The sequence below is a fragment of the Maribacter luteocoastalis genome, assembly GCF_048890225.1.
Classification (GTDB): domain Bacteria; phylum Bacteroidota; class Bacteroidia; order Flavobacteriales; family Flavobacteriaceae; genus Maribacter; species Maribacter luteocoastalis.
Genome location: NZ_JBMFZG010000001.1, coordinates 801,220 through 826,478, shown reverse-complemented (window position 1 = coordinate 826,478; position 25,259 = coordinate 801,220). Strand labels below are relative to the sequence as shown.

Here is a 25,259-nt window from a genome sequence, read left to right as displayed (position 1 = left end):
GGACTTTACTATTTAGATGGAATATCTAATTTTAGGTTGAGTTCCTTTAGCTGTTCATCATCGATTGGTGCAGGAGCGTCGATCATTACATCACGACCACTATTGTTTTTAGGAAAGGCAATAAAATCCCGTATGGTTTCCTGTCCACCCAGAATAGACACCAATCTATCCAGACCAAATGCAATACCACCATGTGGTGGCGCACCGTATTGGAAAGCATCCATTAAAAATCCAAATTGGGCCTTAGCTTCTTCTGGCGTAAACCCCAAATGTTTAAACATAATGGCCTGTGTTTCGGCATCATGGATACGAATGGAACCACCACCAATTTCATTACCATTTAGGACAAGGTCATAAGCGTTTGCCCTTACTGCTGCCGGGTCTGTATCCAGTAATTCCAATTGACCTGGTTTCGGTGATGTAAACGGATGGTGCATGGCATGATAATGTCCGGTTTCCTCATCTAATTCCAATAAAGGGAAATCTACCACCCATAATGGGGCAAATACTTCTGGATTTCTTAATCCCAAACGTTGAGCCATTTCCATACGCAAAGCACTTAATTGGGTTCTGGTTTTATTGGTTTCTCCAGAAAGCACACAGATAAGGTCACCAGGTTTTGCGCCTGTTTTTTTTGCCCAATTAGCCAAATCTTCCTCAGAATAAAACTTATCTACCGTAGATTTAAAAGTGCCATCGGGGTTGCATTTAACGTAGACCATGCCCAAGGCACCCACTTGTGGGCGCTTCACCCAATTCACTAGGGCATCCAGTTCCTTGCGAGTGTACTCTGCCGCACCAGGCACTGCTATACCCACAACAAGCTCTGCAGCGTTAAATACGTTAAAATCTTTATGTTGCGCAACCTCATTAAGCTCACCAAATTCCATTCCAAACCTAATGTCCGGTTTGTCATTACCGTATTTGGCCATGGCATCATCAAAGGTCATTCTTGGGAATTTATCTACACTGATGCCTTTTATTTCTTTTAAGAGATATTTTGTAAGCCCTTCGAATACATCCAAGATATCTTCCTGTTCCACAAAAGCCATTTCGCAATCTATTTGTGTAAACTCTGGTTGCCTATCTGCCCTGAGGTCTTCATCCCTAAAACATTTTACAATCTGAAAGTATTTATCCATCCCACCTACCATGAGCAATTGCTTAAAGGTCTGTGGGGATTGGGGTAGGGCATAGAACTGACCCTCATTCATGCGGCTAGGGACTACAAAGTCTCTCGCACCCTCTGGTGTTGATTTAATTAAGTAAGGGGTTTCTACCTCTATAAAACCTTGGTCCGATAAAAACTTGCGCACCTCCATGGTTACCTTACTTCTAAAAATAAGATTGTTTTTTACGGGGTTTCTGCGAATGTCCAGATACCTGTATTTCATTCTTAGGTCCTCACCACCGTCAGTTTCATTTTCAATAGTAAATGGCGGGGTCTTAGATTTATTAAGTACCGTGAGTTCTTTCACCAAAACCTCAATAGAACCAGTAGGAATGTTATTGTTTTTAGAAGCCCTTTCGATTACGGTTCCCATTACCTGAATAACAAATTCACGGCCTAATCCCCTAGCGGTTTCCAAAAGGGAGGTAGCGGTACGGTCTTCATCAAATACCAATTGGGTTATTCCATATCGATCTCGAATATCTACCCATACCACAAACCCTTTATCACGGGTTTTATGTACCCATCCAGATAGGGTAACATCTATTCCAATATGGGATTCTCTTAATTCACCGCATGTGTGGCTTCTATACATAATGTTGTTATTAACAAAAGGCAAATTTAAGAAGTCTATTCCACACTATTTATAAAAGAGGTGAATGCTTTTATGGTATTTGTGGAAGCTTGCATATCGTTAAATATTATACTTAAATAAATGAAAAACAGTTAAATATGTTTCTAATGTTAAATTAACGTTACGTAAATATTGATTTATTGTAAAATAACCTTAAGTTTGTATCTCATTGTTAGGCAGATGTTGAATCTTAAAATATTCATGTTATGAAAAAAATACTATTTATATTCATTTTAGCTCTTTCCTTTGGAGTATACGCTCAAAAAGTAGAACCCAAGTTTGAAGTAGAGGGTAATAAAGTAAAGGCAACGTACTTTCACGCCAATGGGGAAATTTCCCAAATGGGGTATTTCTTAAATGAAAAATTGGAAGGGCAATGGAAAATGTTTAATGCCAAAGGTGATAAAATTGCAATGGGTAATTATAAAAATGGTGTAAAAACTGGAAAATGGTTATTCTGGGAAGGGGATACCATGAAGGAAGTTAATTTTGATGATAACAAGATTGCAAGCGTTGCTAATGTAAAGCAAAAAGAGGCAATGGTTATTAATTAATTGGTAGTCAAAATTAGAAAAAGCCCGTAGTTTAAACTACGGGCTTTTTTTATGCACACTATTACCAATACGATAAATGTTCTTTGAGCGTTTTGTTTTTAGAAAAAATATAATGCCCTTTACCTTTTCACATCCCGCCGCAATTTTACCATGGTTAAATAGGAACAAGCATTTTTCTAGTTCTGGTTTGATTGCAGGTAGTTTAGTTCCAGATTTTGAGGGGTTTATTAGAATGGACTTAGATGGACATTTTGCGGATACCTTGCCCGGTGTTTTTCTTTTGGATCTTCCCTTAGCAGTATTACTTTTATTTGTGTATCATAATTTGATTCGTGAGTTTTTAATTGCCATTTTACCAAAATATTTTGCTTGTCGTTTGGCCTTTGGCACCCATTTTAAATGGATTAATTATTTTAAAAGTCATTGGTTTATTGTATTGATTTCAATCCTTACAGGAATAGTTACCCATTTAATTTGGGATGATTTTACTCATTATGATGGGGTTGTGGTGAATCATTTTCATGGATTTTTTTATCAAAAGATTGGGACAATGTCTCTTTTTAATGTCTTTCAACATGGTAGTAGTCTGATAGGAGCCATGACTATTTTAACATATTTTCATAAGATGCCGATAAACGCCAGCACCAAAATTCCCCTTGCCTTTCAGCAACAAATGTGGTTAAAAATTATCTTTTATACCCTTTGTTTTATCCTATGTAGAACTTATTTTGGTTTTGATGTATTTGGTGAAATAATTGTATCTATAATAGCATGCTTATTATGGTCCTTGGTATTGGTATGTTTGCTGTACAGGACAGAATTTCAAAAAATAAAGCAAAAAGGCTTTTCTAACCTGGTTGAATAAATTCAACAAATTAAAAAAGCCTATTGCAATACCTTAGTTATTTATGCGGCATTTTCCATAGTATCCACTTGAGAGTTCTGCTTAGATTTTAAACCCCTAAGCTTAATCTTTATTCGGTAAACAATATTAAATAGTACAGGCACAATAACCAAGGTTAGGAATGTCGCCACTATTAATCCAAAGATTACTGTCCATGCCAATGGGCCCCAAAATACCACGTTGTCGCCTCCAACATAAATATTTGGATTAAGTTCACTAACTAAGGAGGCAAAATCAATATTAAGTCCAATAGCCAAGGGCACTAATCCTAGAACTGTTGTAATAGCTGTAAGGATAACGGGACGTAATCTTGCTTTTCCTCCAACAATCATGGCGTCCGTGGCATCATCTAGCGTTAAAAGATCGGCATCGTTCATATCTAGTTTTACTTTTTTACGGTCTATTAAAATTTGTGTATAGTCCAGTAGTACCACTCCGTTATTTACAACGATACCTGCTAAGGAAATGATACCCATCATGGTCATCATAATAACAAAAGACCACCCTGTAAGCATTAACCCTCCAAACACGCCTATAAAACTTAAGAATATGGCGATCATAATAATGAACGGTTTGGAAATACCACCAAATTGAAAAATCAATATTAATAAAATCAATCCTAGTCCAGAGAAAAATGCCCCTATCAAGAACATTTGTTGTTTGTTCTGCTCTTCAATTTCTCCAGTATAATCTATTTTGATAGTATCTGGCAATCCTTCAAACTGTTGCATCTCTTCTTGTATCTCGGCTACAATTGCCGCCGCATTACCACCTGCCTTAAGCCCAGAATATACGGTTACAACACGCTTACCATCCCTGTGTTTTATAGCACTATAACCAGAAGTGTTTTTCTCACTTGCAACAGCTGATATCGGTATTTCCTTTATTTGGCCGGTCGCTTGGTCCCTAAATATCACATTCTGATTGAATAAGGCACTTTTGTTGTACCTAAGGTCTTCGTTAAAGCGAATGTTGATATCATAATCGTCCCCGTCTTCTTTGTAAATTCCTGCTTTTTCACCAAATAGTGAGCGCCTCAGCTGCTGTCCAACTTGACCAACGGTAACACCTAACTCGCCTGCCTTTTCGCGATCTACCAAAACACGCATTGAAGGTTTACTTTTATTAACATCGACCTTTAATTCCTCTATTCCTTCAATATTCTTGGTATTGATGAAGTTTTTTACGTTCTCGGCCGTGTTTATTAGAAGCTCATAATCCCTGCCTTCCAGTTCAATATTAATTGGAGGTCCAGCTGGGGGTCCGTTAGCCTCTTTTTCTACTGAAATGGCAACTCCGGGATAAATACCATCCAGGGCATCTTGAACCTTTGCCCTCATATTTTCCGTATTTACACCTTGTCTATATTTAAATTCACTAAAGTTTACGGTTACTTTGCCTTTATGTGGCATTTCTGCAGACGAACCACCATCTGTTAATGGATTGCCAGCACCCTCACCAACAACGGAAACACCGGAAGTAACCATAAAGTTCTCCCCATTTTGCTTGTATGCATCGTCATCTAAGGTTTCATATACCAATTTTTCAATATCCTTGGTAATGGTATTCGTTTTTTCAATAGAGGTGCCTTCTGGATACTCTATGTATACATATATCTCATTAGGAATATTGTCGGGGAAAAATTCAACTTTTGTGCGCCCACTTCCTAATGAACCCCCAAAAAGTATAAATATACCAATGAGCAATAAAAACGTTGCCCCAAAATACCAATACACATTTTTTCCTTTGAGCGCATGTTTTAATCGTCTTTCATACCAATTTTCAAAACGGACCATAGTCTTCTTTTGAAAATTTTGCGCAGCCCCTTTAATCACATATTTGTAGATCCAGAAAAGAATTGCCGTAAATATCATTACTGTGCCAAGACCTCTAAGAGCGCCACCAAAAAGAACAATTAACAAACCAAAGCCTCCTAAAATGGCACTGATGCGAATCAACTGTTTTATGGTTACCTCTTTTTCATCGGTACTCATAAATTGTGAAACCAACATGGAGTTCATAAAAATGGCAACAAACAATGATGAGCCAAGGACTACAGATAGTGTTATTGGAAAATATATCATGAATTGTCCAAAAATACCAGGCCATAATCCTAGGGGTACAAAGGCCGCTACGGTAGTAGCCGTAGATATAATGATCGGGAACGCAATTTCTCCTATACCTTTTTTAGCAGCTTCGGTTCGTGACATGCCCTCGTCCATTAACCTATATACGTTCTCAACCACCACAATACCATTATCTACCATCATTCCTAGCCCCATGATCATTCCAAAGAGAATCATGGTATTTAAGGTATACCCCAACAAAGAAAGAATGACAAAAGACATGAACATGGACATGGGTATGGCAAAACCAACAAACAATGCATTTCTAAACCCTAAGAAGAACATTAATACGGTAACCACAAGTATGATCCCAAATATGATATTGTTTACCAAGTCCTCTACCTGGTTCAATGTGCGCGTTGACGAGTCATTGGCAATTGAAATATTAAGATCGGGAGGAAAATAATTTTCCGTTTCTTGTTTTACCAGTGCTTTTATTTTGTCCGCTGCTGAAATGGCATTTCTGCCTGCCCGTTTTTTAACATCGAGCATTACCACATTATCCCCAAACTCACGTGCATAAGTAGTTTTGTCTTTTTCCTCAAAAGTAATCGTGGCAATATCTTTTAAATAGACTGCACCATTTTCTGATTTGACAACAAAATTTTCTAGCTGTTTAGGGTTTTCTATCTCACCAAGTATGCGAATGGTACGTCTTTGACCACTTGTTTTAAGGTTACCTGCGGACATGGTCATATTACCGTTGGAGATAGCCGAGAGTACATCCTGAAAACTGATTTTAGCAGCCATCATTTTGTAAATATCTACAGCAACCTCTACTTCTTTTTCCTGTGCCCCTCGGATATCTGCTTTTTTAATTTCAGGAAGGTCCTCAACTTCATCCTGCAAATATTCTGCAAATTCCTTTAGCTTTTCTACAGGATAATCTCCTGTAAAGTTGATGTTCATGATGGGGACTTCCTCAGAAAAGTTAAGATCAAATACATTGGGCTCAACTTTGGCATTGTTAAAAGTGGGCCAATCTTCACTAGCCTTTTCACTATCAACCTCATCTTTTACTTTTTGCTTGGCCTGTTCTACCGTAATTTCCTCATCAAACTCAACCGTAATTATGGCATAGTCTTCCTGAGAGGTAGATACAATTTCCACAACATTACTAATATTCTTAAGACGATCTTCCAAGGGATCGGTAATCAATCGCTCTATATCCTCGGCAGTATTTCCTGGGTAAGGAGTACTTATGTATATTTTGGTCTCAACTATTTCTGGGAAATCTTCCCTAGGCATGGCCATATAGGCTTTAAAGCCTAACCAAAGAAATATCGCAATCATCACATAGATAACCGATGGATTTTCAATAGCCCATGTTGAGAGTTTAAACTCTTTATCCGCGTTCTTTTTAACTTTACTCATGGATTTTTAGTTTTTTATTTTCACCTTTTGACCATCCTTTACACTTCGTGCCCCTTCTTTGATGACCAAAGATCCCTCTTCAAGTCCAGAAAGTACTTCTACAAGGCCGGCTTGAACCTTACCAGTAATAATTATGGTTCTTTTTACAATCGCCTCTCCTTCATCATTTGGGTCATGTGCTACATAAACATATTGTTCTCCTTCCGCATTTTCAGATATAATGCCTGATGGAATTAAAATTGCCTCCTCACTAGTATAATCATTAATATTAACCTTAGCGGTCAGGTTTGGTTTGATTGTACCTTTTTTATTGGGAACCGGTATTTCTACACTAAAGGAACGGTTTGACGGATTTATAAAGTTGCCCGTCTCCCTAATTTTGGTAGTTACCGTATCATTAAGCACAGGAAAGTAAACTATGGCCTCTTTTCCTTTCGTTACAGCACCTAAATAGGTTTCTGGCACATCAACCTCAATATACATTTCTGATAGGTTTACAATGCGGAATACCTCTGATCCCGGTCCTGGGGAAACCACTGTACCCTGATCTTTGATGACGTCGTCTATGATACCTGAAAATGGAGCTCTAATAGAAGATTTTCCTAATTGGCTTTCCATTTGTTTAATAGCATCTTGTGCGGCCTCATATTCTGTTTTTGAAGCTAAATATTCTATTTCAGAACCAATTTGTTGATCCCAAAGACGCTTGCGACGTTCAAAAGTAGTTTTAGCAAGTTCTGCCTGTGTCTTTAATTGCGATAACTGGCTTCCTATACCCCCATCATCAATTTTTGCCAAAAGCTGACCTTTGTTTACACGGTCCCCTTCCTTAACATACACATTTTGTAATGTGCCTGCCATTTCTGGATAGATCAATACGTTCTGTTTGGTACTAACATCACCTTGAAGTTCTAGAAAGTGGTTAAATATTTCCTTTTTAATGGTAGTAGTATTTACCAAAGCCAATTTTTCCTCATTTCCCAATGCAGAAATGGCTGAATCTAATTGCATTAGTTGCGCATCCAATATCTTTTGTTGCGAGGACACCTCATTTTTTTTAGCTCGTATTGCTTCCAGATTACCTTGGGTAATGAGGTCGGTAACTGATTGTTCTTTACTACCACAGGAATATAACGCAACAGTGGCTAGGATTACGTATAGGTATTTTTTCATAATATTATTTTTAGTGTTTGCTATTTAGGCTTTTTCGTTAAGGATGGTTTCTAATTCTGTTTTCTTATTGATAACTTCTACCATGTATTGAAGATATTCTTGTTGTGCGCTATATAACTGTGTTTGTGCTTGTCTCAGCTCAAAACTACTGGCAATACCTTCCATATATTTTATTTGGTTTTTTCGCTCTATACGTTCTGCAAGGGCCAAGTTATTTTTTGATGTTTGATATTGTTCTATCGCTAAGATGTAATTGCTTTTCGCATTTTCTAGCTGTAAGCGTATTTGCTGTTCTGCCTCTGTTAATTGGGTTTTTGCTTTTTCCAAGGCAATCTTGGCGCGTTGTGTACCGGCACTTCTTTTAAATGAGCTGAAAATGGGAATACTTAGATCAAAACCTAAAACTGAAGAATCAAACCATTGCTGTTCACCATCAAAAAATGTAAATTCATCAGAGAAGGCAGAACTGCCATAATTTACAAATGCATTTAAGGTTGGCAACGCACGACTCTTGGCCAATTTCCATTCAAAATAACGTTGCTCGTTTAAATTAAGCGCCAACTTGTAATCTACATTATTCTCTAAATTAAATTCGGTCTCCATTAAACCAAAATCAATTTTTTCTTCGGTCAGATTTTCTAGATTTTCGGCTAGTTTGGTTGGGGTTTCCAAATCTAGCCCCATAACCACGTTTAACATTTGTAAGGTTATTTTTTCTAACCTTTGGGCATTTTTTAATTGGTTTTCAATAGAAGATAGCGTGATTTGAAGTTGTTCCACACTTTCCTCATCACCAAGTCCGTTTTCAAACAATTTTGTGGTTTCATACAGGTTCTTTTCAAGCGCTGTCTTATTCTTTTGCAATATTGAAACGCTTTCCTGAGCCAGAAGAACATTGCCATATGATTCAACAATTGATTTGCGAACGTCTAAAGCAGTTTTTTCTTTATTGTTGGCACTATAGCTAAGGAAGGCTTTTGTAGCTTGAACCCCAACTATATAAGAACCATCGAAGATTTGCTGTTTTAACGTAGCGGTAGCAGTTGCCGTTTGTGGTTGTCCAAAAACAACTTCGGCATATGTGCCAGGTTCTCCCCCAAAAATTTCAGCTGGTATTACAGAAACAGGTTGTTTCAACTGATTTTGATAGCTTATGGCACCTGAAATTTGTGGTAGGCCGTCTGCAATGGTTTCCCATTTTTGTTTTTGGGCATCTATGAGGTCCCTGTCTGCGTTTAATGCACTGTAATTATGCTCCAAGGCATAGGAGATGGCCTCTTCTAAAGTAAAGGTATATTGCTCTTCTTGGGCATACCCTAGCTGTGATGCTAAAATGATGATTAGAATTAGGATTGGTTTTCGCATTTATTGTTGATTTGAATTGATGATTCCGTTTAATATTTCACGTCCCTTTGGCGTTACAATACCCCTTAGGTGATATTCCAAATAAGTATCCATTAAATAGGCAACGGGAAACCGTTCCAGTGGAAAAACAGATTGATCCTTTATGCTATTTACACCGGAAAAATAGATTCTTGCCACAAACTCCACGTTTAGGTTAGATCTATAGATTTCTTGTGTAACGCCACGTTCTACATTTGAAAGTACACAGCCTTGCATTTTATCAAAATGCAACTTTTTAAGATTCCCATAAATCTTGGGATAGTATTTCATTAATTGATATTGTGGGGAAGTTTTTTCATCCTTAAGGTGGGAGAGTACATATTTTTTAATTTCATAGAGCTCCTCAATAGGATTTTTGCCTAAAGCTACAATATCATCTATGCCATCGCTCATGGTACAGAATTTATGCATTACACAATCTTCTACCAAAGCTGTTTTATTGCTATACTCTGTATATATGGTTTTTTTGGAAATGCCTATTTCGTGGGCAATATCATCCATGGTAACACTTTTAAACCCCAGGTTTAAAAACATGTCCACTGCTTTTGTAAGAATTTTTTCTTTCATAACGGGGACAAAGGTAAGGCCGGAAACTTTAAAAACATTTATAGTTTCCAAAGTTTTACAATTTTTTAACATTACCTCAAACCTGTGGGTCTAATTGTATTTTAGTAGGATTTTCATTTTGTTCCCTGTTTTCATTGTTACCGGTTGTTAATCCATTTAAACTCCAGAAAAAGGCTTTGTTTCGCAAATAATATTTTCTTTTCTTAGGTGTGTCGCTGGCCATTAGTCCTGATTTTTTCTTTCTAAATAGTTGTTGTATAACTGTTCTCCCTCTTCTTTCCAAAATTCGTCATAGTGTTTCCAATCTTTAAAATCTTTTCTCATTGAAGAACATTTGGAAGATTCGAATCTTTTCTTGGATTTTTTACCTTTTCCAGGTCCATTCCCGCCACCAAACCCAAATATGATTTTAGCTAAGATAAGGGCGCCAACGGCTTTCCAATAGCTCAATTCTGGCACTCCAAATAGGTCTGGCATTATCCAATTCCATAGTCGCATAAAAATGTAGCCTACTAAAAAGGCGATACCGATACCAAGGAGGATAAAAAAGAGTATTTTAAAAGTCTTGTATACATAGTATTGAACTTTATTTTCCATGTTTTTTTGAATTTTAGATTTCATAAGTATGTTTTTTAATATGCTGTATTTCTATATTTTTTAATAAGAGCGCCATGGCTCTATGTCTTCTAGACATTAACGTACCTTGTGGTATGCCTGTTTCTTTTGCTATTTCTTTATAACTATAATTCTCAAAGTCTACCGCTATTATGATATCACGGTACACTGGTTTTAATTCAGAAATGGCAACCTTCAATTTTTCCTTAATTTGTTCTGGGTATTCTGTATTTGACCCATCATAAAAAATAGTGGCAAAATTGGTCCAAAGTTCTTCTAGATCTTCTTCATTGTCAACTCGCTCTTTTTTGGTTCTCATTAGGTCTGTAATCCTATTTTTAATAGAATTGTATACAAAGCCACCAATGTTGTGAATTGGTAAGGCATCGATTGGTCTAGAAAAAATCCTTAAGGCAACGTCTTGAATGATATCTTCAGCATCACTTTCTGAAGTGTGTTTGATCTTAGATTGAATATATCGCTTTAACGAGCTATATTCTTCCTCAAAGAAACTGTTCAGGTTAGTACTATCTTTATTTTTGGATGCCATCCAAGGGTTTTTTCAATTGGTCCTCACATATATAGACGAAGAATTTAAAAGCCATTGCAATTATTTTGCAATTTTTTATACAACATCAGACGGTTATAGGATGTTTTTGTAACAATTTGGAATAGAAAATAGGGGGTATACTTATTTTCAGGCATTGAAAAAACGTGCTCTAGAAAGAAAATATGGAAGCATTTGTTTTTTAATGAATAGGGTAATGAAGAAAAAATATCATTTATCTCTGTGCTGATATTTTTTAAATAAATAAAAAACGATAATCAAAACTAGGATAGTTACTAGCGTAGGAATACCAAATTTACTGTAGTTAGTTTTGGGTTCTGTCTCTTCAATTTTTAAAAGTTGGTTACTTTTAATATTGGTAAAAACCTGTTGGTTGCCACCAGTCCAATCTACAATTATGGAGTCAACCACTTTAGCTTTGCCAAGGCCAAAATGGGTGAGGACAGAATTTTGTGATAAATGGCTAGATCCCCCGCCATCTACTTCCCTAATCATTCTTTTACCATTGCAGATTATCGTAATTCTAGATCCAATACCTGAAGTTTCGGACCAAATACCATGTAAGGCAATCTTAATCCAATTACCATCGGACAAGTCGTTCCTAAAAAGGCGGGTTAAAGAAGAGGTAGGATATTCTAAAATAGGTTCTTGATTAACTACCAATAGATCTAGGTCACCATCATTATCCATATCAAAAACAACAGAGCCCCTGCCAATTCCATAATCGTTTATTTTTAATTCTCGGCCACGCTCCAAAAATTTAGTCTGGGTATTTTCAAAGTAGAAATTTCCCATTGGGGTACAATTTGGATTAAGATCTCCATTAGATACAAATAGGTCTAGGTCTGTATCCTGATCAAAATCTGCAAAATTCGCACCCCAGCTAATAGCTAAATTATACGTTCCCAATTCTTTTGCGCGATCAATGAATGAACCATTCTTGCCTTGATTCTCCATGAGCATATTAAACTTAATGTTGGTAACATAATAATCCATCCATCCATCTCCATTATAATCGCCCACTGCCGACCCCATTGCGTTTATCTTTAAATCCATGCCTGTTTCCTGGCTAACATCTTTAAAATTTGCCTTTGGGTATTGGTTCTTATATAGAAAATTAGGTATCGCTTTATAACCAAAATCTTGGTTTACCAAAAGATCTTGATCTTGGTCATTATCAAAATCTGTAAAAACTCCTCCAAAACCGAAACCTTTATGCCCCAGTTCGTATGAATCATAAACATCCTCAAACTTTTTACCTTCTATGTTTAGTAAAAGATAACTTTTGGCTGTCTGATTTGCACTGACGATGGTTGCATCTTTTATAATGCCTAGCTTTCCCTTGAATTCCTGAAAGTAATTACCTATGAAAAGATCTGGATAGCCATCGGCATTTATGTCTCCAAAACTTGCGCCTGTACTGAAGGAATTTAACTCCTCCAAGCCGTATTCTTTAGTTACGTCTTTAAAGGTTAAATTTCCCTGATTCAGGAACAATAGGTTTTCAGCCCTAGGAATAGTTTTTGCACCATCTGTTGTGGTTATGGTTGTTATGAAGAGATCTCTAAGACCATCTTTATTAACATCTGCACTTACCGCACCTTGGGTAACGTATTCGTTTGATTTTTCTAGTCCGGATTCACTATAAATATCTCTAAATGTACCGTTGCCTTCATTCAAATAAAGCACATCAGAATTCATTCCGCCGGCAATAAAGATATCCTCTAAACCATCATTGTTTATATCAAACACAACAGCGCCGCCGCCAAAAGTACCTTCGTAAACCTTGTATTGATGTGTAATTCCGGCTGAATCGGTTACATCCGTAAATAATTTTTGGGAATTAGCATTAAGGCAAAGGAGTAAATTTAGGAATACGACCGCTAGTCTTGATAATTGTAACCTGCTATACATATTATTTTTTCCAATTCAACTTATTAATGTTCTGGGCAATCACTGTACCTTTTTCCAGTCCTACCTGATTATCCAAATGTGTATGAATACCACCCCAAAATCTGGAATCTGCAGTCTCTTGTGCCGCTTCCCAAAAGGAATTGAAAGAGCGAATTTTAAAGTCAGTATCCCTTACATCATCCCTTGCCCTACCTTCATGTGCCCTATCTGTAAATTTAAAGTTTGTCCCATAGTTTTTTTCTAAAACTTTGGCCGCGGCGGCAGCTTGGATGGCATGACCAGAAGGGAAAGAGGGGAATGGAGGGTCTGGCCAAAAAGATTCCCATTCTTCATCAATATATTTAGGAACAAAAGTGTTGGGTCTTTCAGTGAAAAAAGAATATTTCCATTTCCAACATTGTATAAAGGCATCGGCTACGGCCATACCAGTATGTGCATAGGCTTTTGCCACTGTGATTAAATCTGAATTACTGGATTCTGCCGCTAATGTTGCGATATAGTAAGAATGACCTGGCGGAGTAAAGCTAACATCAGGATCATCTCCCCACCAGATGGCAGCTTCTTTCTCCGATTGTGTAAGTTCTCCCTCCTTCTTGTAAACATCGTAAAATTGTTGGTAATAAGGAGATCCAGATATGGTATCATATGGGAGATAATCTGGGTCGGGAATATTGGAGTTTTCTTTTACAAACGTTCTATTTTCACCCCAATGAGGGTGCAGGGGATGGTGACTAAAGGATTGTGCAAACAATGGTGGTTTCCATGACCCAGGAACGTTCGAATGCACCATAGTTTTGTCAAAGTTTTTTAAATATCCACGATGGCCTCCATCATTTTTTGACCATTCAAATATAGCTTTTGCCACTTCCTTTCCATACGTGATGGAATTAGACACCACTTTTTCTGGGATACCATTGGAAAACTGTTTTAAAATTACGTTTTCAAGAGAATCTATTTGCTTGATATTTTTTTCTGAAGTCTGGACATAAATATTTTTTAAAATATAGGATTGACCAGCATTCAGTGCCAAAACCCAGTTATATTCTTTTGTGTTTTTTGGTATGGGCAAAGTAGTAAGTCCATTTAACTGTCCTTGTAAACTATTATGATTTTCATACCCGTTTACAACGCACTCATACATGGTAACACCAATATATCCAAAAGCCCTTGAAGCAAAGGTGGGAGAATTTGACGGGGTGTTTTTGGTAATGAATAAGGTCATTTTGGCCCATTCTATGGCAACGTCATTTGGTTGCAAAGCTTTATTTTCACTGTCTGTTCTACAGCTAATAAAAATCAAAGGTCCAAGAAGTGATACAAAAGTAATTTTGTAAAAACACCTATTTATTTGAAACATCCCCACTAATTTAAAATATACGTTCTTAGGGTTTCGCCATACCCTTCTATTAACAATTCATTATTTAAAATCACTCCATTAATGTCACTTCCTCGTATGTCAAGCCCGGTATTTTTTTGGAAAATGTATTCAAAACTACCATCTCCATTTCCAGACAATAAAGTTCCGTAATTAGCATCAAATTTTCCAATTCTTAATTTATAAAAATCATCGTTGCCTAGAAGTAGTACATCTTCCGATCCATTAGTGTCAAAATCACTTATTAGTATTTTAGTGACAGGGGAGAACTGCGCTTGAATAGGAAGTTGCTGTTCTTGAAATTTCACTCCTTTATTGTTAAGAAACAATGATGTTTTTGAATAATTGGCACTAATTTTATTTGCATTTTCAAGAATTTCTTCTGAAAATATATCGGTAAGCTTTTCATCAGAATATTGGGCATAGCTCGTATACTTCTGCCGTAAAAAGGCTAATTGCCCTAAAAGTTCATCGCGTGTTACATAAGGATAACTGGTGTCTCCAATGTAGAAATTGAGAATGGGGTCTACTGAGTTATTATTATCAAAATCCTTATAAATAATGGTAGCAGGATGTTTTTGATCAATATTAAACTGTGTATTGGTGCCTAGGTTTCCCGCTATAAGGTCAATAAAACCATCCTTATTTACGTCACTAATCTCTAACGTATTCCATAGACCCGAATAATCTTGATCAAAATAGTTTGAGGTCTTATCGGAAAGTTTTCCATTTAGATTAATAAATATTTTTATGGGCATAAATTCACCAATAACAATTAAATCTGGTAGATGATCACCGTTCAAATCGGTCCATGCGGCATCAGTAACCATACCTATATTTTGTAGGGTAGAATTAACCTCTATTGTTTTATTGGTATAGGAACCTTTTCCGTCATTAATAAATATATAGCTTTGTGGTTTTTCTGGATATCTACCTGGTACAACTCTACCCCCCACAAAAATATCTGGATGTGAATCTCCATTAATATCAGCAACAGCTACAGTGCCCGTACTGCATGAAATTTTGGGCAATTGCTCCGTTGTTTTTTTAAAACCACCTTTACCATCACCAATATATAACCTGTCTATTAATAAAGGGTCATTGACCTTAAAATTATGGTAACCTCCACTTGCAATGTAGACATCTAGATTACCATCATTATTAGCATCAAAAACGGCAATATCTGTGTCTAGGCTTACACTGTCTTTATCAAAATCAGGAACAATTTTTTTCAAAAGCTCCCCATTTTTTTGTTGAAGATAAAGAGTTGCGCTTTGTCCAATGCCTCCACCGATCAAGAGATCATCAAGGCTGTCATTATTGATATCTGCCTTAATCATAGCTGGGCCCTGATGTGACAATTGCTTAGTAAGCAAGGTTTGTCTTTTAAAATCGTTTATTTTCGAGGATTTGTTTTTATGGACAACTTTAGGTTTTATTTCTTTAAAAAGTATGTTATGTAACTTGTTAGATGTAGATAGTTTAACAGCATCTTTTTCGTTTAGGATTATGGTCGTATTAGGGTTTATTTTTGACTTAGTCTCAACTTTTCCCGAATGCCATTGAACAACGAGCGAATCTATCTGATCGTTATTGCCTAATCCAAAATGTAGTACTGATGATACTGAGGATAGATATCCCTGATTTGGTATTTGTTCTAATACTTGCTGTTGGTTGTTAGCATATAACGTTACTTTAGAGCCAATTCCCTGTGTGTTTTTGTTTTCGCCCTTAAGAATTACTTTCACATAGTTATTACTTGACTCGGAAGTGTTGTTTTTATAAATAAATACAGGTTTGTTTATGTTATTGACAATTAAGTCAAGATCACCATCATTATCTAAATCTGCATAGGCCGCACCATTACTATTGGAAGGTTGGTCAATGCCAGCCTGTTTGCCAATATTGGAGAATGAAGTACCGTTGTTGTTTGAGAAATAGTAGTTGGTCAAATCTGATGATGGCATCTTTTGAATTAATTGTAATACATCCTCTCTCTGTAACCTTCCTTTAGATTTTACAAAATCTTCCATATAATTGATAAAGTCCAAATTGGTATAATCTCTGTAATAACCGTTGGTTACATAGAGATCCTTTAAACCATCGTTATCAAAATCAGCTACTAAGGGGGCCCAACTCCAATCGGTATTTGAAACACCGGATAATTGCCCAATCTCACTAAAACTGTTGTTTCCATTGTTAATTTGAAGCATGTTGCGCATGTATTGATAATGAAAACCACTTCTAAGATTTAAATCAAACTTTTCATAATTATCTGGCGATAAAAGTAGTTTTTGTCGTTTATTATCTTCTGGCAACATGTCTAAAGTATAAATGTCTTGCCAACCATCATTGTTTATATCCGCAATATTATTACCCATAGAGAAGTGACTCGTATGTCCAATTTGATTTTTTAATTGGTCAGTGAATGTGCCGTTTTTGTTATTTATATAAAGATAATCTGGAATAGTGTAGTCGTTGGAAACATAAAAATCCAACCAACCATCATTGTTGACATCGCTTATACCAATACCCAAACCGTAACTTAGTCCTGACCCGTTAATACCTGATATTGTGGTAACATCCTTAAACTTGCCCTTGTCTTGGTTGAAAATGCGTAAACCTTGTAATTGGTCATCTTTTTTTAATATTTCCTTAGTGAGGACCTCATTAAGAACGGGTAAGGATTTTGGACTATGGTTTAATAAAAGCATGTCTAAGTCGCCATCTTTATCATAATCTAAAAAGTAGCCTTGATTACTATATGCAGCACTGGCCAAACCATAAGTTTCTGCTTCCTCTTTAAAAATGGGGATGTTTTCTAAATTATTACCTTGGTTTATAAAAAGCTGATTCTTTCTTTTTGGGCCTGGTAATGCACCTGAGTAACATAAATATAAATCTAATTTTCCATCTCCATTAACATCCGCGGTACTAATTCCTGTTTTCCACGGACCCGGTCTTCCTTGAACTTTTGAAATTTGGGTAACCTCCTTAAATTTAAAATCTCCTAGGTTGATATAAAATTTGTTTTCACCCATGTTTGATGTAAAATATACATCTTGCAAACCATCATAATTAAAATCTCCAACCGCTACACCGCCACCGTTGTATAAGTACTCATATACGAGCACGTTGGCATTTAATCCCTCTTTTAAGTCATTTTGAAATGAAATATTCGTTTCACTTTCATGCAAAAGAGTAAAAAGGGTACCCTTATTCGTTATCGTATTAGTAGAATGAACAGGGTTTTTTATTGTTTCGGTATTACATCCATGAAGTATTACAAACAGGATAAAAAGCTGATAACTTAGTTTTTTTGCCATTGGTTTAAAAATAAAAAATCTATCCCAATACTGGGATAGATTTTTTATATAACTCATTATGAAATTAGATTAATAACCTGGATTTTGAATCAATAGGTCATTTCTATTTATTTCATCTCTACTTAATGGCATAAAGTACATTTTATCATCCCATGTTCTGGTTTCATTATCTGTATTTTCGACAACATTGTAAGTATAGTCGTAAACAGATGTGTCATGTCTATATGGTGATAAAGGTGTTGCACCTGCCTTTAAGGTGGCAACAACTTTCATAATTTTAATACCACGGCCCAATGTCTGTTCTGCAATCATCCATCTACGGGTATCATGGTACCGATGTTCTTCATACGCTAATTCAACCCTTCTTTCATTAATATAATCTTCTAATAATGCTGTACCAGAAGATGTGAGTGCTGGCATTCCTGCTCTAAAACGAATTTTGTTTAGCCAAGTTAAAGCTTCACCTTCATCGCCTGTAGCAATAGAAGCCTCAACATAGTTCAATACCATTTCAGTATATCTAATAAAAGGCCATGGCACCACTTGTGCACTTGATTGGTTATCTACTACTGCAGGATCCGCATCTATAAACTTACGTACATAATACCCAGTTCTACTACCGTTCCAGTTTTCGATTGGAGAATCACGCATATCAACACCTGCGATAATTCCACCTGAACCATCCGCATAAGTACCCGTTTGAATTTCATCATAAGGATCTATGCTGGCTACATCTGAAGGACGTGGTTTCCAACCTGCTCCATCGTAAAGAATAGTCGCAGTAAGTCTAGGATCTCTATTTTCGTAGGGTGCAGCGGCATGTGCTGGATTTCCCCAATCAAAATCTGACCCATCCATCATTTGATAGTCATCTACCAATTGTTGAATAGGGGTGTTCCCTGCCCAGTTATGGTAGCCGTTAGGACCATTATTAATACCTTGATGAATTCCACCTAATGGCCAATTACTTTCGACAGTGAACAATGGTGTGTGCGTACGTTCGAATAAAAGTTCAGCTCGAGCTGCAGGATCGCCAATAGCACTACCACCACCCATAGCTATAGAAACATATGTTTGTGTGGCTGCTTCCGCTGAGGCGGGAGCAGCTAAATCCAATTTATAACCAGTGGTAGCATCTAAAACCGCTTTTGCGGCTGTTTTAGCCGCATTCCATCGCGAAGCCCTATCACCAGAGGTGTACGCCACCAAATCAAGGTTGGAATAGCTTGCATGAGCCGAAGATTTAGAACTTGCAGTTGGACCATCCCTTAAATCACTAGCTGCATAAAGTAGAACCCTCGATTTTAGACCCATAGCACTTAATTTAGAAGCCCTACCTGCAGTAAAATCCTTACCGTCCAGTAAGGTTATTGCCTTGTCAAGATCAGAAACAACAAATTCAACATTTTCGGCATAGGTGCTTCTAGCGATGGAATAATCCTCATCTAAACCATAGGGTCTATCAATGATTGGTGCGCCACCGTAGTATCTCATAAGTTGGTGATAATAATAAGCCCTGAGAAAATGGGCCTCACCCAACAAACGATCTTTTAAGGTTTGATCTTCAAAGGTTGCATTAGGTAATTCTTGGATGGCTATATTTGCTTTACGAATAGCTAAATAAAGTTCGTTCCATTGTGGAATTATGTTCACATTTCCTGTCCCGGAAGGTGACAAGGATCCCTCTGTAATCACATTGATACCTCTGCCAGAGTGAGTAAACATGGCTTCATCGGTCAACGATGCTAACCCTTCTTCTTCAAACCCTCCATAACCTAGTGAGGAATAAACATTAAATACAAAAGCTTGTGCAAGAGCACCATCTGCCCAAGTAGCATCAGCTGAAATTGAATCTAAAGGTTGTGTTTCTAAAAAATCCTCGTTACACGATAGCGGTATGAGCGCAACGGTTAACAAGCCTAACAGTATTAACTTTCTTCTTTTCATAATCAATTTTTAAAATGTTAAACTAAAACCTGAATTTATGATTGTTTGTTGTGGATAAAACTGCCCACTATTGCTTGTTGACTCTGGGTCATAAATATCCTGAGCTGCCCAAGTAGCAAGATTTAATCCACTTATATATACCCTAAATGCAGATAGTCCGAATGAATCTATTAGTGATTCTGGGAAGTTATACGCTAATTGTACGTTTTTTAGTCGTATGTAATCCTTGCTGAACAGATTATAGGTGTTATTCCCGTATGATCCACCACTATAGTAGGTATCTCCCCTACTAGCCAATCTTGGGTGTACACTGCTAGGGGCATCTGGACTCCATCTATTATCAAAACTATGTTTTAGATAATTCCCTATATCACCTGATTCTGTTTGTATAAAGAGTTTTGCACCTGTAGCACCTTGTAAAAGTACAGATAAATCAAAATTCTTATAGGATGCATTAAAGGTTGCGCCAAAGTTAAAGTTTGGTACCAAACTATTATCCAGACGAACTTGATCCAAATCATCAATGGCACCATCACCATTTATATCCTTAAATTTCATATCACCTGGTTCTAATTGGGGCTTTACAGCACTATAATCCAATGTATTGCTCGCTATGGCTGCATCATCAATAAAAACACCGTCATATTCATAGACTAAGTAAGAACCAATTGGCTTTCCTTCCTGTAATTGGTAACTTGGTGCACCCGGAATTTCATCTAAAAAGACAACGCTATTTTTGGCGTATCCGCCATTTACGCCAACATCCCATTTAAAACTATCTTCATTGCCACCGTAATAGTTTAACGCAAACTCAAATCCTTCATTGTCAACTTTACCAGCATTTACTGGAGGTAACAAATCAGATATACCGGATGAGCCTGGTGTGGAACCAGTCTTCTGGATTAGGATTTGATCACGCTTGTTCAAAAAGTACTCAAAAGTAAAGCTCAATTTTCCATTAAGTGTAATACCATCAAGCCCTAAGTTGAAGTTGTTTGCCCGCTCCCATGTGAAACTTGGGTTTGCCAATAGGGGTTCTGTAAGGGTAGTCTGAACCGCCCCATCAATTGGATAACTGCCAAAATCATAAATAGAAAGATATGCATACTCCTGTAATGCACCTTGAAAGAACACCTGGTCATTACCCATTTGACCGTAAGAGGCACGGAGTTTTAGGTAATCGATAGATTCAACATTGAACCAATCCTCGTTATTGATATTCCAACCGACCAAAAAGCCTGGGAAAAAACCAAAGCGATCATTGCCTGGAAAAATGTAAGATCCATCATAACGCCAAATAAATTCTGCCAAATATTTTTCCTTGAAATTATATTGTGCACGGCCATAGTAACCTAATCGTGTTCTGTTATACCCAAAACCGTCGGTATTTTGGCCATCTTCGCCACCAACGCCTATTTGATCAACAGCATCTGAGAGGTAATTTCTTCTAAAGGCCGATAGAAACTCACCTTGAAAATTTTCACGAGTTACACCTGCCAATAGATTAATAGTATGATCATTACCAATGGTCGTGTCGTAATTTAATAATGCGGTAAGGTTTGTATTTAAAACGTTGAAAGATGCTTGTGTTAACCTTGGGTCTGTGAAATTGGATCTAATAGCCCCGCTTAACACAGGATCTCCTGTGGCAATATAATTGGCACGATCTAGTGAATAAAGAGTCCAAGGGGTTTGCCATAATTTTCTACGTTGTTGGCTTTGATCCACACCCGCCAATAACGTTAGTGTTAATCCATCAACCCATGGATTTTTTATATCTACAGAACCTGTAAATTGTAAATAATCTGTTGGTTGTTTGTCGTAACCAGTTTGGTTGGTAGTCACCACTACAGGTTGTTGACCGTTTTCAATATCTGGTCCTGGCAAACCATTAGGCCAAACAGCAGGTTCGTTGGGTCTACCACGCATTAACATTCTAAAAATAGCTCCAGCTCCCTCAGTTGGGAAGGTTCTATATTCCTTTCTATAACCCATCATGAGTTTTGTAGAAAGGTAATCGTTGATTTTTGCATCCGTATTAATACGAAAGTTGTACTGCTGATACCGGTTTGCAGAATTTTTATAAATGGCACCTTGATCGGAGTAACCTAAAGATGCATAATAGGTTAGGTCCTCGCTTCCGCCACTAACTGATAGATTGTGCCTTTGTTGTTCTGCCCAATCTTGAAAGGTTGCACCAAACCAATCTGTATCAGGGTAAAGCCATGGATCGGCATTGGTTCTGTGATTGTTGACAGTTTCTGGGCTAAAAGCTGCGTTTATAGTTTCTCCACTGCCAGGAATGGTATAACTACCAGCGGTTTGAAAGGCACTATTTGCTGCACTCCATTCACCAGTTGGAATATTACTGTTATAAATAGCAAGTTCATTCATGATTGTCTGATACTCTACGGCATTTGACATTTCAGGAACCCTCGTTGGCCTTGTAAGGCCAAAATCAGCTTTATACTTCACTTCCATTTTACCAGCATTCCCTGATTTGGTAGTAACGATAATAGCTCCGTTCGCTGCTCTAGCGCCATATATTGCCGCAGATGCATCTTTTAATACGGATATGTTTGCAATGTCATCTGGGTTTATACGCCCAATTCCACCATCTCTATCAGGAATACCATCAATTACTATTAAGGGTTGGTTGTTTCCAAGCGTGTTAGTACCACGAATACTTATATTTGATTCATCATTTCCTGGTTCCCCACTCGTTTGTATTATAACAACACCTGGTAGTCTTCCTGCTAAAGAGTTTGAAACACTTATGGCGGGAGAACTTTCCAATACGGGACCTTGAACGGCTGTAACAGCTCCAGTTACAGTGGCTTTTTTCTGTGTGCCATATCCAACTACCACTACTTCCTCTAGGTTGGCTACATCTTCGTCCATAGCTACATTAATGGTAGTTTGGTTGTTTATAGGTATCACAACGGTTTTAAATCCTAGATAACTAAATCGTAGACTGGTACTTCCATTTTCTAAGGATATCGAATAATTTCCGTCAAAGTCAGCCTGAACACCGGTTGTCGGGTTATTGGCGTCTATTACTGATACTCCCGGTAAAGGCATTCCATCTGCGGCAGAGGTAACAGTTCCTGAAACTGTCGTTTGCCCAAACGAAATCGTTATAGTAAACAGGAATAAAAAAAGTAAAAATTTAGACCGAGAACTTAGTTCTAACGGAACCGTTGGTTTGGAAAAAAATTTCATATGCGTGTTGTTTAGGTTGAAAGGTAAAATTATCAAAATTTTATGTTAATGATTAATTTTACACTGTTTTTTTTGTGTGAATGCCACACTTTAATCCAAAATATTGTGAAATTGATGGTTTTTGGTTGCTAAAATTAAAAGACAATTCTAGAAGTGTTCTGACGTTTTTGAAACGCCATTGGCATAAGAACAACAAATTTTATTATTAGGTTTGTTTTTAAAAATAACCATGCATGCATTCTATTGAAAATTACCGCAAAGAATTTATAACGTATTTAGAATCAAAAACGGTTACAAGGGAGCCTCGAAACCTATATGAGCCCATAACCTATATTTTAAATTTAGGCGGAAAAAGACTGAGGCCAGTCTTGGTCTTACTCACTGCAGAAATATTTGATGCAGATTACACAAAAGCATTTGATGCCGCTTTGGCAGTTGAGGTATTCCATAATTTTTCTTTAGTACATGATGATATCATGGATGATGCCCCAAAAAGGAGGGGAAAACCAACAGTTCACGAAAAATGGGACATAAATGCTGGAATCCTTTCTGGTGACGCGATGTTGATTATGGCCTATCAGCTTTTTGAAAATTATGATGTTGAAATTTTTAGGGCCTTGGCAAAACTTTTTAGTAAAACGGCATTAGAGGTTTGTGAGGGGCAACAGTATGATGTGGATTTTGAGACCCGAGAGAATGTAAGTTTACCCGAGTATTTAAAAATGATTGAATATAAAACAGCAGTTTTGGTTGGAGCTGCCATGAAAATGGGAGCCATAGTTGCGGAGACTTCACAAACGAGCCAGGATAGCATATATGCATTTGGCTTAAATCTTGGAATTGCCTTTCAATTACAAGACGATTATTTAGATGTATATGGTGACCCAAAAACTTTTGGGAAACAAGTAGGAGGAGATATTATTGAAAATAAAAAGACGTACCTGTATATAAAAGCCATGGAATCTGGTAGTGAAGCTGACAAAAAAGCCTTGCTGGATTTGTATTCTATACAACCAACAGAAACGGATAGAAAGGTTAGTGCAGTAAAAACTATTTTTACTGAAACAGGAGCCGCTTTGGCTACCCAGAAAGCAATTGAGGCCTACACAGAAAATGCATTTGCTATTCTCGACAGTTTAGATATTACTACCAAAAAGAAAGAAATCTTGAGGAGTTTTGGCCAAAGTCTTATGCGTAGGACCGTTTAGAAAATTCTTTTAAGTAAAGCTTTGATGAATGGTAATTTGGGGCAACCGGCTATATAATACACATCTTCAAGAATGTTTGTTTGTTCGTCCAAAAACTTGAATATCAATTGGGGTTTTCTTCTTTTGAACAGCTTTTGAAAGATTTGATGTCCTTTCCCATTGTTTTTATGTAGTACGTCCAAGAACAAAAGGTCATACAACCAAAACCTATTTTTAATATTAAATTCCTTTAAGGGCTTATCTGTTTTTATGTAGGCGACAAGTTTTGGTATTTTTTTAGAAGTACTCATAAAAGTATACCCTGTACTGGGTTTTGCCCATCCATCTGCAGTGCCAATTTGTCTAACCCTTTTGGTATTGTGTTCTTTAAAATCATAACTGGTCATAGGGATACTACCTTTTTCTGTTTCCAATAATTCATATTCAGAACAACCCAATTGATTTTTTAAATAACTTTCAATAGCCTCTTCGTATTCTTTTTTAGGCAATAAATTTTCTGAGAAGAGCGTATACTCCACTAAGGCAGTATCTTTTGTAAAAGGCAGCACATACATAAAACGTGTATTGTCTTTTTGGGGAACACTAAAATCCATGTAAGTGGCTTGGTCTATATCAAATATTGGCTTTTCGGTTTTTACGATCCAACCAATAAAATGTTGTTGTAGTACGGGATATTTTTTCTGATGAATGGCCATATCAAAAGAAAACATACTATTAAAAATAAAATCTGCGGTATATGTTTTTTGTGATGTTGTCAGCGTTACCTGTTTTTCATCTTCATCAATCCTAACTACTTTTTCTTGCTTAAAATTGATATTAGTATAGCCTTTAATTCTCTTTAAGTATTCTTGGTAGAAATCGATACCACGCACCATTTTATAGGTGTACGGCGCTATTGTAAAACGTTTAAAAAATTCTGATGACCTAAAAAGAATATGGTTCCATTTTTTATGGATTAGAGATTCAAATTCTCCAGCTCCTTTCTCCCAAAAACACCAGGTACGATCATTTATATTTTTTGCATCCTTGTCTAATAGTAAGATTGATTTATCCTTAAAAAAAGAATCTTTTCCCATGGCGTCTGCCAACATTAGCCCAGCAGCTCCTGCCCCAATGATGATATAATCGAAATGTAATTTTGCCATTGTTCAAAAATAGCGAATATAACGTGTAACCC

At 36.9% G+C, this 25,259-nt stretch carries 17 protein-coding genes; 3 read left to right on the top strand and 14 right to left on the bottom strand.

Annotated elements, in window-relative coordinates; translation table 11 throughout:
- Positions 1-8 precede the first annotated feature (8 nt).
- A complete protein-coding gene (gene aspS / locus ACOCEA_RS03580; protein ID WP_420754823.1) occupies positions 9-1,766 on the bottom strand; it encodes an aspartate--tRNA ligase in 1,758 nt (585 codons plus the stop codon).
- Positions 1,767-2,011: 245 nt separating this feature from the next.
- Between aspS and ACOCEA_RS03575 the strand changes: the two genes are divergently transcribed.
- Positions 2,012-2,359: a toxin-antitoxin system YwqK family antitoxin gene (locus tag ACOCEA_RS03575; protein ID WP_420754822.1), complete on the top strand. Its 348-nt coding sequence runs from the start codon at positions 2,012-2,014 to the stop codon at positions 2,357-2,359.
- Between the two features lie 112 nt (positions 2,360-2,471).
- Positions 2,472-3,224, top strand: a complete 753-nt coding sequence (locus tag ACOCEA_RS03570; protein ID WP_420754821.1) for a DUF4184 family protein — start codon at positions 2,472-2,474, stop codon at positions 3,222-3,224.
- A 41-nt stretch (positions 3,225-3,265) separates the two neighbouring features.
- Here ACOCEA_RS03570 and ACOCEA_RS03565 read toward each other — a convergent pair whose 3' ends face one another.
- The 12 genes from ACOCEA_RS03565 to ACOCEA_RS03510 form a co-directional block, all read right to left on the bottom strand.
- Entirely contained in the window at positions 3,266-6,763 is a 3,498-nt protein-coding gene (locus ACOCEA_RS03565) for an efflux RND transporter permease subunit (protein WP_420754820.1), read from the bottom strand.
- A gap of 6 nt (positions 6,764-6,769) precedes the next feature.
- Positions 6,770-7,936 carry an efflux RND transporter periplasmic adaptor subunit gene (locus tag ACOCEA_RS03560; RefSeq protein ID WP_420754819.1) on the bottom strand — a complete coding sequence of 389 codons (1,167 nt, stop codon included), beginning with the start codon at positions 7,934-7,936 and terminating at the stop codon, positions 6,770-6,772.
- Between the two features lie 24 nt (positions 7,937-7,960).
- Positions 7,961-9,301, bottom strand: a complete 1,341-nt coding sequence (locus ACOCEA_RS03555) for a TolC family protein (protein ID WP_420754818.1) — start codon at positions 9,299-9,301, stop codon at positions 7,961-7,963.
- Complete coding sequence (locus ACOCEA_RS03550) at positions 9,302-9,907, bottom strand: TetR/AcrR family transcriptional regulator (protein WP_420754817.1); 606 nt, start codon at positions 9,905-9,907, stop codon at positions 9,302-9,304. It lies immediately after the preceding gene.
- A 76-nt stretch (positions 9,908-9,983) separates the two neighbouring features.
- Positions 9,984-10,130: a hypothetical protein gene (locus ACOCEA_RS03545; protein WP_420754816.1), complete on the bottom strand. Its 147-nt coding sequence runs from the start codon at positions 10,128-10,130 to the stop codon at positions 9,984-9,986.
- Positions 10,130-10,528, bottom strand: coding sequence for a hypothetical protein (locus ACOCEA_RS03540; protein ID WP_420754815.1), 399 nt, complete (start codon positions 10,526-10,528; stop codon positions 10,130-10,132). The genes ACOCEA_RS03545 and ACOCEA_RS03540 overlap by 1 nt, the downstream gene beginning before the upstream one ends.
- Complete coding sequence (locus ACOCEA_RS03535; RefSeq protein WP_420754814.1) at positions 10,518-11,072, bottom strand: RNA polymerase sigma factor; 555 nt, start codon at positions 11,070-11,072, stop codon at positions 10,518-10,520. The genes ACOCEA_RS03540 and ACOCEA_RS03535 overlap by 11 nt, the downstream gene beginning before the upstream one ends.
- A 228-nt stretch (positions 11,073-11,300) precedes the next feature.
- On the bottom strand, positions 11,301-13,004 hold the full coding sequence (locus ACOCEA_RS03530; RefSeq protein ID WP_420754813.1) for a CRTAC1 family protein: 1,704 nt from the start codon (positions 13,002-13,004) through the stop codon (positions 11,301-11,303).
- A gap of 1 nt (position 13,005) precedes the next feature.
- Entirely contained in the window at positions 13,006-14,361 is a 1,356-nt protein-coding gene (locus ACOCEA_RS03525) for a phosphatase PAP2 family protein (RefSeq protein WP_420754812.1), read from the bottom strand.
- A 5-nt stretch (positions 14,362-14,366) separates the two neighbouring features.
- Complete coding sequence (locus tag ACOCEA_RS03520) at positions 14,367-17,705, bottom strand: VCBS repeat-containing protein (protein WP_420754811.1); 3,339 nt, start codon at positions 17,703-17,705, stop codon at positions 14,367-14,369.
- Between the two features lie 69 nt (positions 17,706-17,774).
- Positions 17,775-19,652: a RagB/SusD family nutrient uptake outer membrane protein gene (locus ACOCEA_RS03515; protein ID WP_420754810.1), complete on the bottom strand. Its 1,878-nt coding sequence runs from the start codon at positions 19,650-19,652 to the stop codon at positions 17,775-17,777.
- A gap of 9 nt (positions 19,653-19,661) precedes the next feature.
- A complete protein-coding gene (locus tag ACOCEA_RS03510; protein WP_420754809.1) occupies positions 19,662-22,874 on the bottom strand; it encodes a SusC/RagA family TonB-linked outer membrane protein in 3,213 nt (1,070 codons plus the stop codon).
- A gap of 233 nt (positions 22,875-23,107) precedes the next feature.
- On the opposite strand from ACOCEA_RS03510, the gene ACOCEA_RS03505 reads away from it, so the two are divergent.
- Positions 23,108-24,082, top strand: coding sequence for a polyprenyl synthetase family protein (locus tag ACOCEA_RS03505; RefSeq protein WP_420754808.1), 975 nt, complete (start codon positions 23,108-23,110; stop codon positions 24,080-24,082).
- On the opposite strand, the gene ACOCEA_RS03500 is transcribed toward ACOCEA_RS03505, so the two are convergent.
- Positions 24,079-25,227: a lycopene cyclase family protein gene (locus ACOCEA_RS03500; protein WP_420754807.1), complete on the bottom strand. Its 1,149-nt coding sequence runs from the start codon at positions 25,225-25,227 to the stop codon at positions 24,079-24,081. The two genes, ACOCEA_RS03505 and ACOCEA_RS03500, sit on opposite strands and share 4 nt — an antisense overlap.
- Between the last annotated feature and the right edge of the window lie 32 nt (positions 25,228-25,259).

Coding starts and splice junctions, on each gene's coding strand:
- aspS (WP_420754823.1), bottom strand. CDS start 1,766: ATGTATAGAAGCCACACATGCGGTGAATTAAGAGAATCCCATATTGGA.
- ACOCEA_RS03575 (WP_420754822.1), top strand. CDS start 2,012: ATGAAAAAAATACTATTTATATTCATTTTAGCTCTTTCCTTTGGAGTA.
- ACOCEA_RS03570 (WP_420754821.1), top strand. CDS start 2,472: ATGCCCTTTACCTTTTCACATCCCGCCGCAATTTTACCATGGTTAAAT.
- ACOCEA_RS03565 (WP_420754820.1), bottom strand. CDS start 6,763: ATGAGTAAAGTTAAAAAGAACGCGGATAAAGAGTTTAAACTCTCAACA.
- ACOCEA_RS03560 (WP_420754819.1), bottom strand. CDS start 7,936: ATGAAAAAATACCTATACGTAATCCTAGCCACTGTTGCGTTATATTCC.
- ACOCEA_RS03555 (WP_420754818.1), bottom strand. CDS start 9,301: ATGCGAAAACCAATCCTAATTCTAATCATCATTTTAGCATCACAGCTA.
- ACOCEA_RS03550 (WP_420754817.1), bottom strand. CDS start 9,907: ATGAAAGAAAAAATTCTTACAAAAGCAGTGGACATGTTTTTAAACCTG.
- ACOCEA_RS03545 (WP_420754816.1), bottom strand. CDS start 10,130: ATGGCCAGCGACACACCTAAGAAAAGAAAATATTATTTGCGAAACAAA.
- ACOCEA_RS03540 (WP_420754815.1), bottom strand. CDS start 10,528: ATGAAATCTAAAATTCAAAAAAACATGGAAAATAAAGTTCAATACTAT.
- ACOCEA_RS03535 (WP_420754814.1), bottom strand. CDS start 11,072: ATGGCATCCAAAAATAAAGATAGTACTAACCTGAACAGTTTCTTTGAG.
- ACOCEA_RS03530 (WP_420754813.1), bottom strand. CDS start 13,004: ATGTATAGCAGGTTACAATTATCAAGACTAGCGGTCGTATTCCTAAAT.
- ACOCEA_RS03525 (WP_420754812.1), bottom strand. CDS start 14,361: ATGTTTCAAATAAATAGGTGTTTTTACAAAATTACTTTTGTATCACTT.
- ACOCEA_RS03520 (WP_420754811.1), bottom strand. CDS start 17,705: ATGGCAAAAAAACTAAGTTATCAGCTTTTTATCCTGTTTGTAATACTT.
- ACOCEA_RS03515 (WP_420754810.1), bottom strand. CDS start 19,652: ATGAAAAGAAGAAAGTTAATACTGTTAGGCTTGTTAACCGTTGCGCTC.
- ACOCEA_RS03510 (WP_420754809.1), bottom strand. CDS start 22,874: ATGAAATTTTTTTCCAAACCAACGGTTCCGTTAGAACTAAGTTCTCGG.
- ACOCEA_RS03505 (WP_420754808.1), top strand. CDS start 23,108: ATGCATTCTATTGAAAATTACCGCAAAGAATTTATAACGTATTTAGAA.
- ACOCEA_RS03500 (WP_420754807.1), bottom strand. CDS start 25,227: ATGGCAAAATTACATTTCGATTATATCATCATTGGGGCAGGAGCTGCT.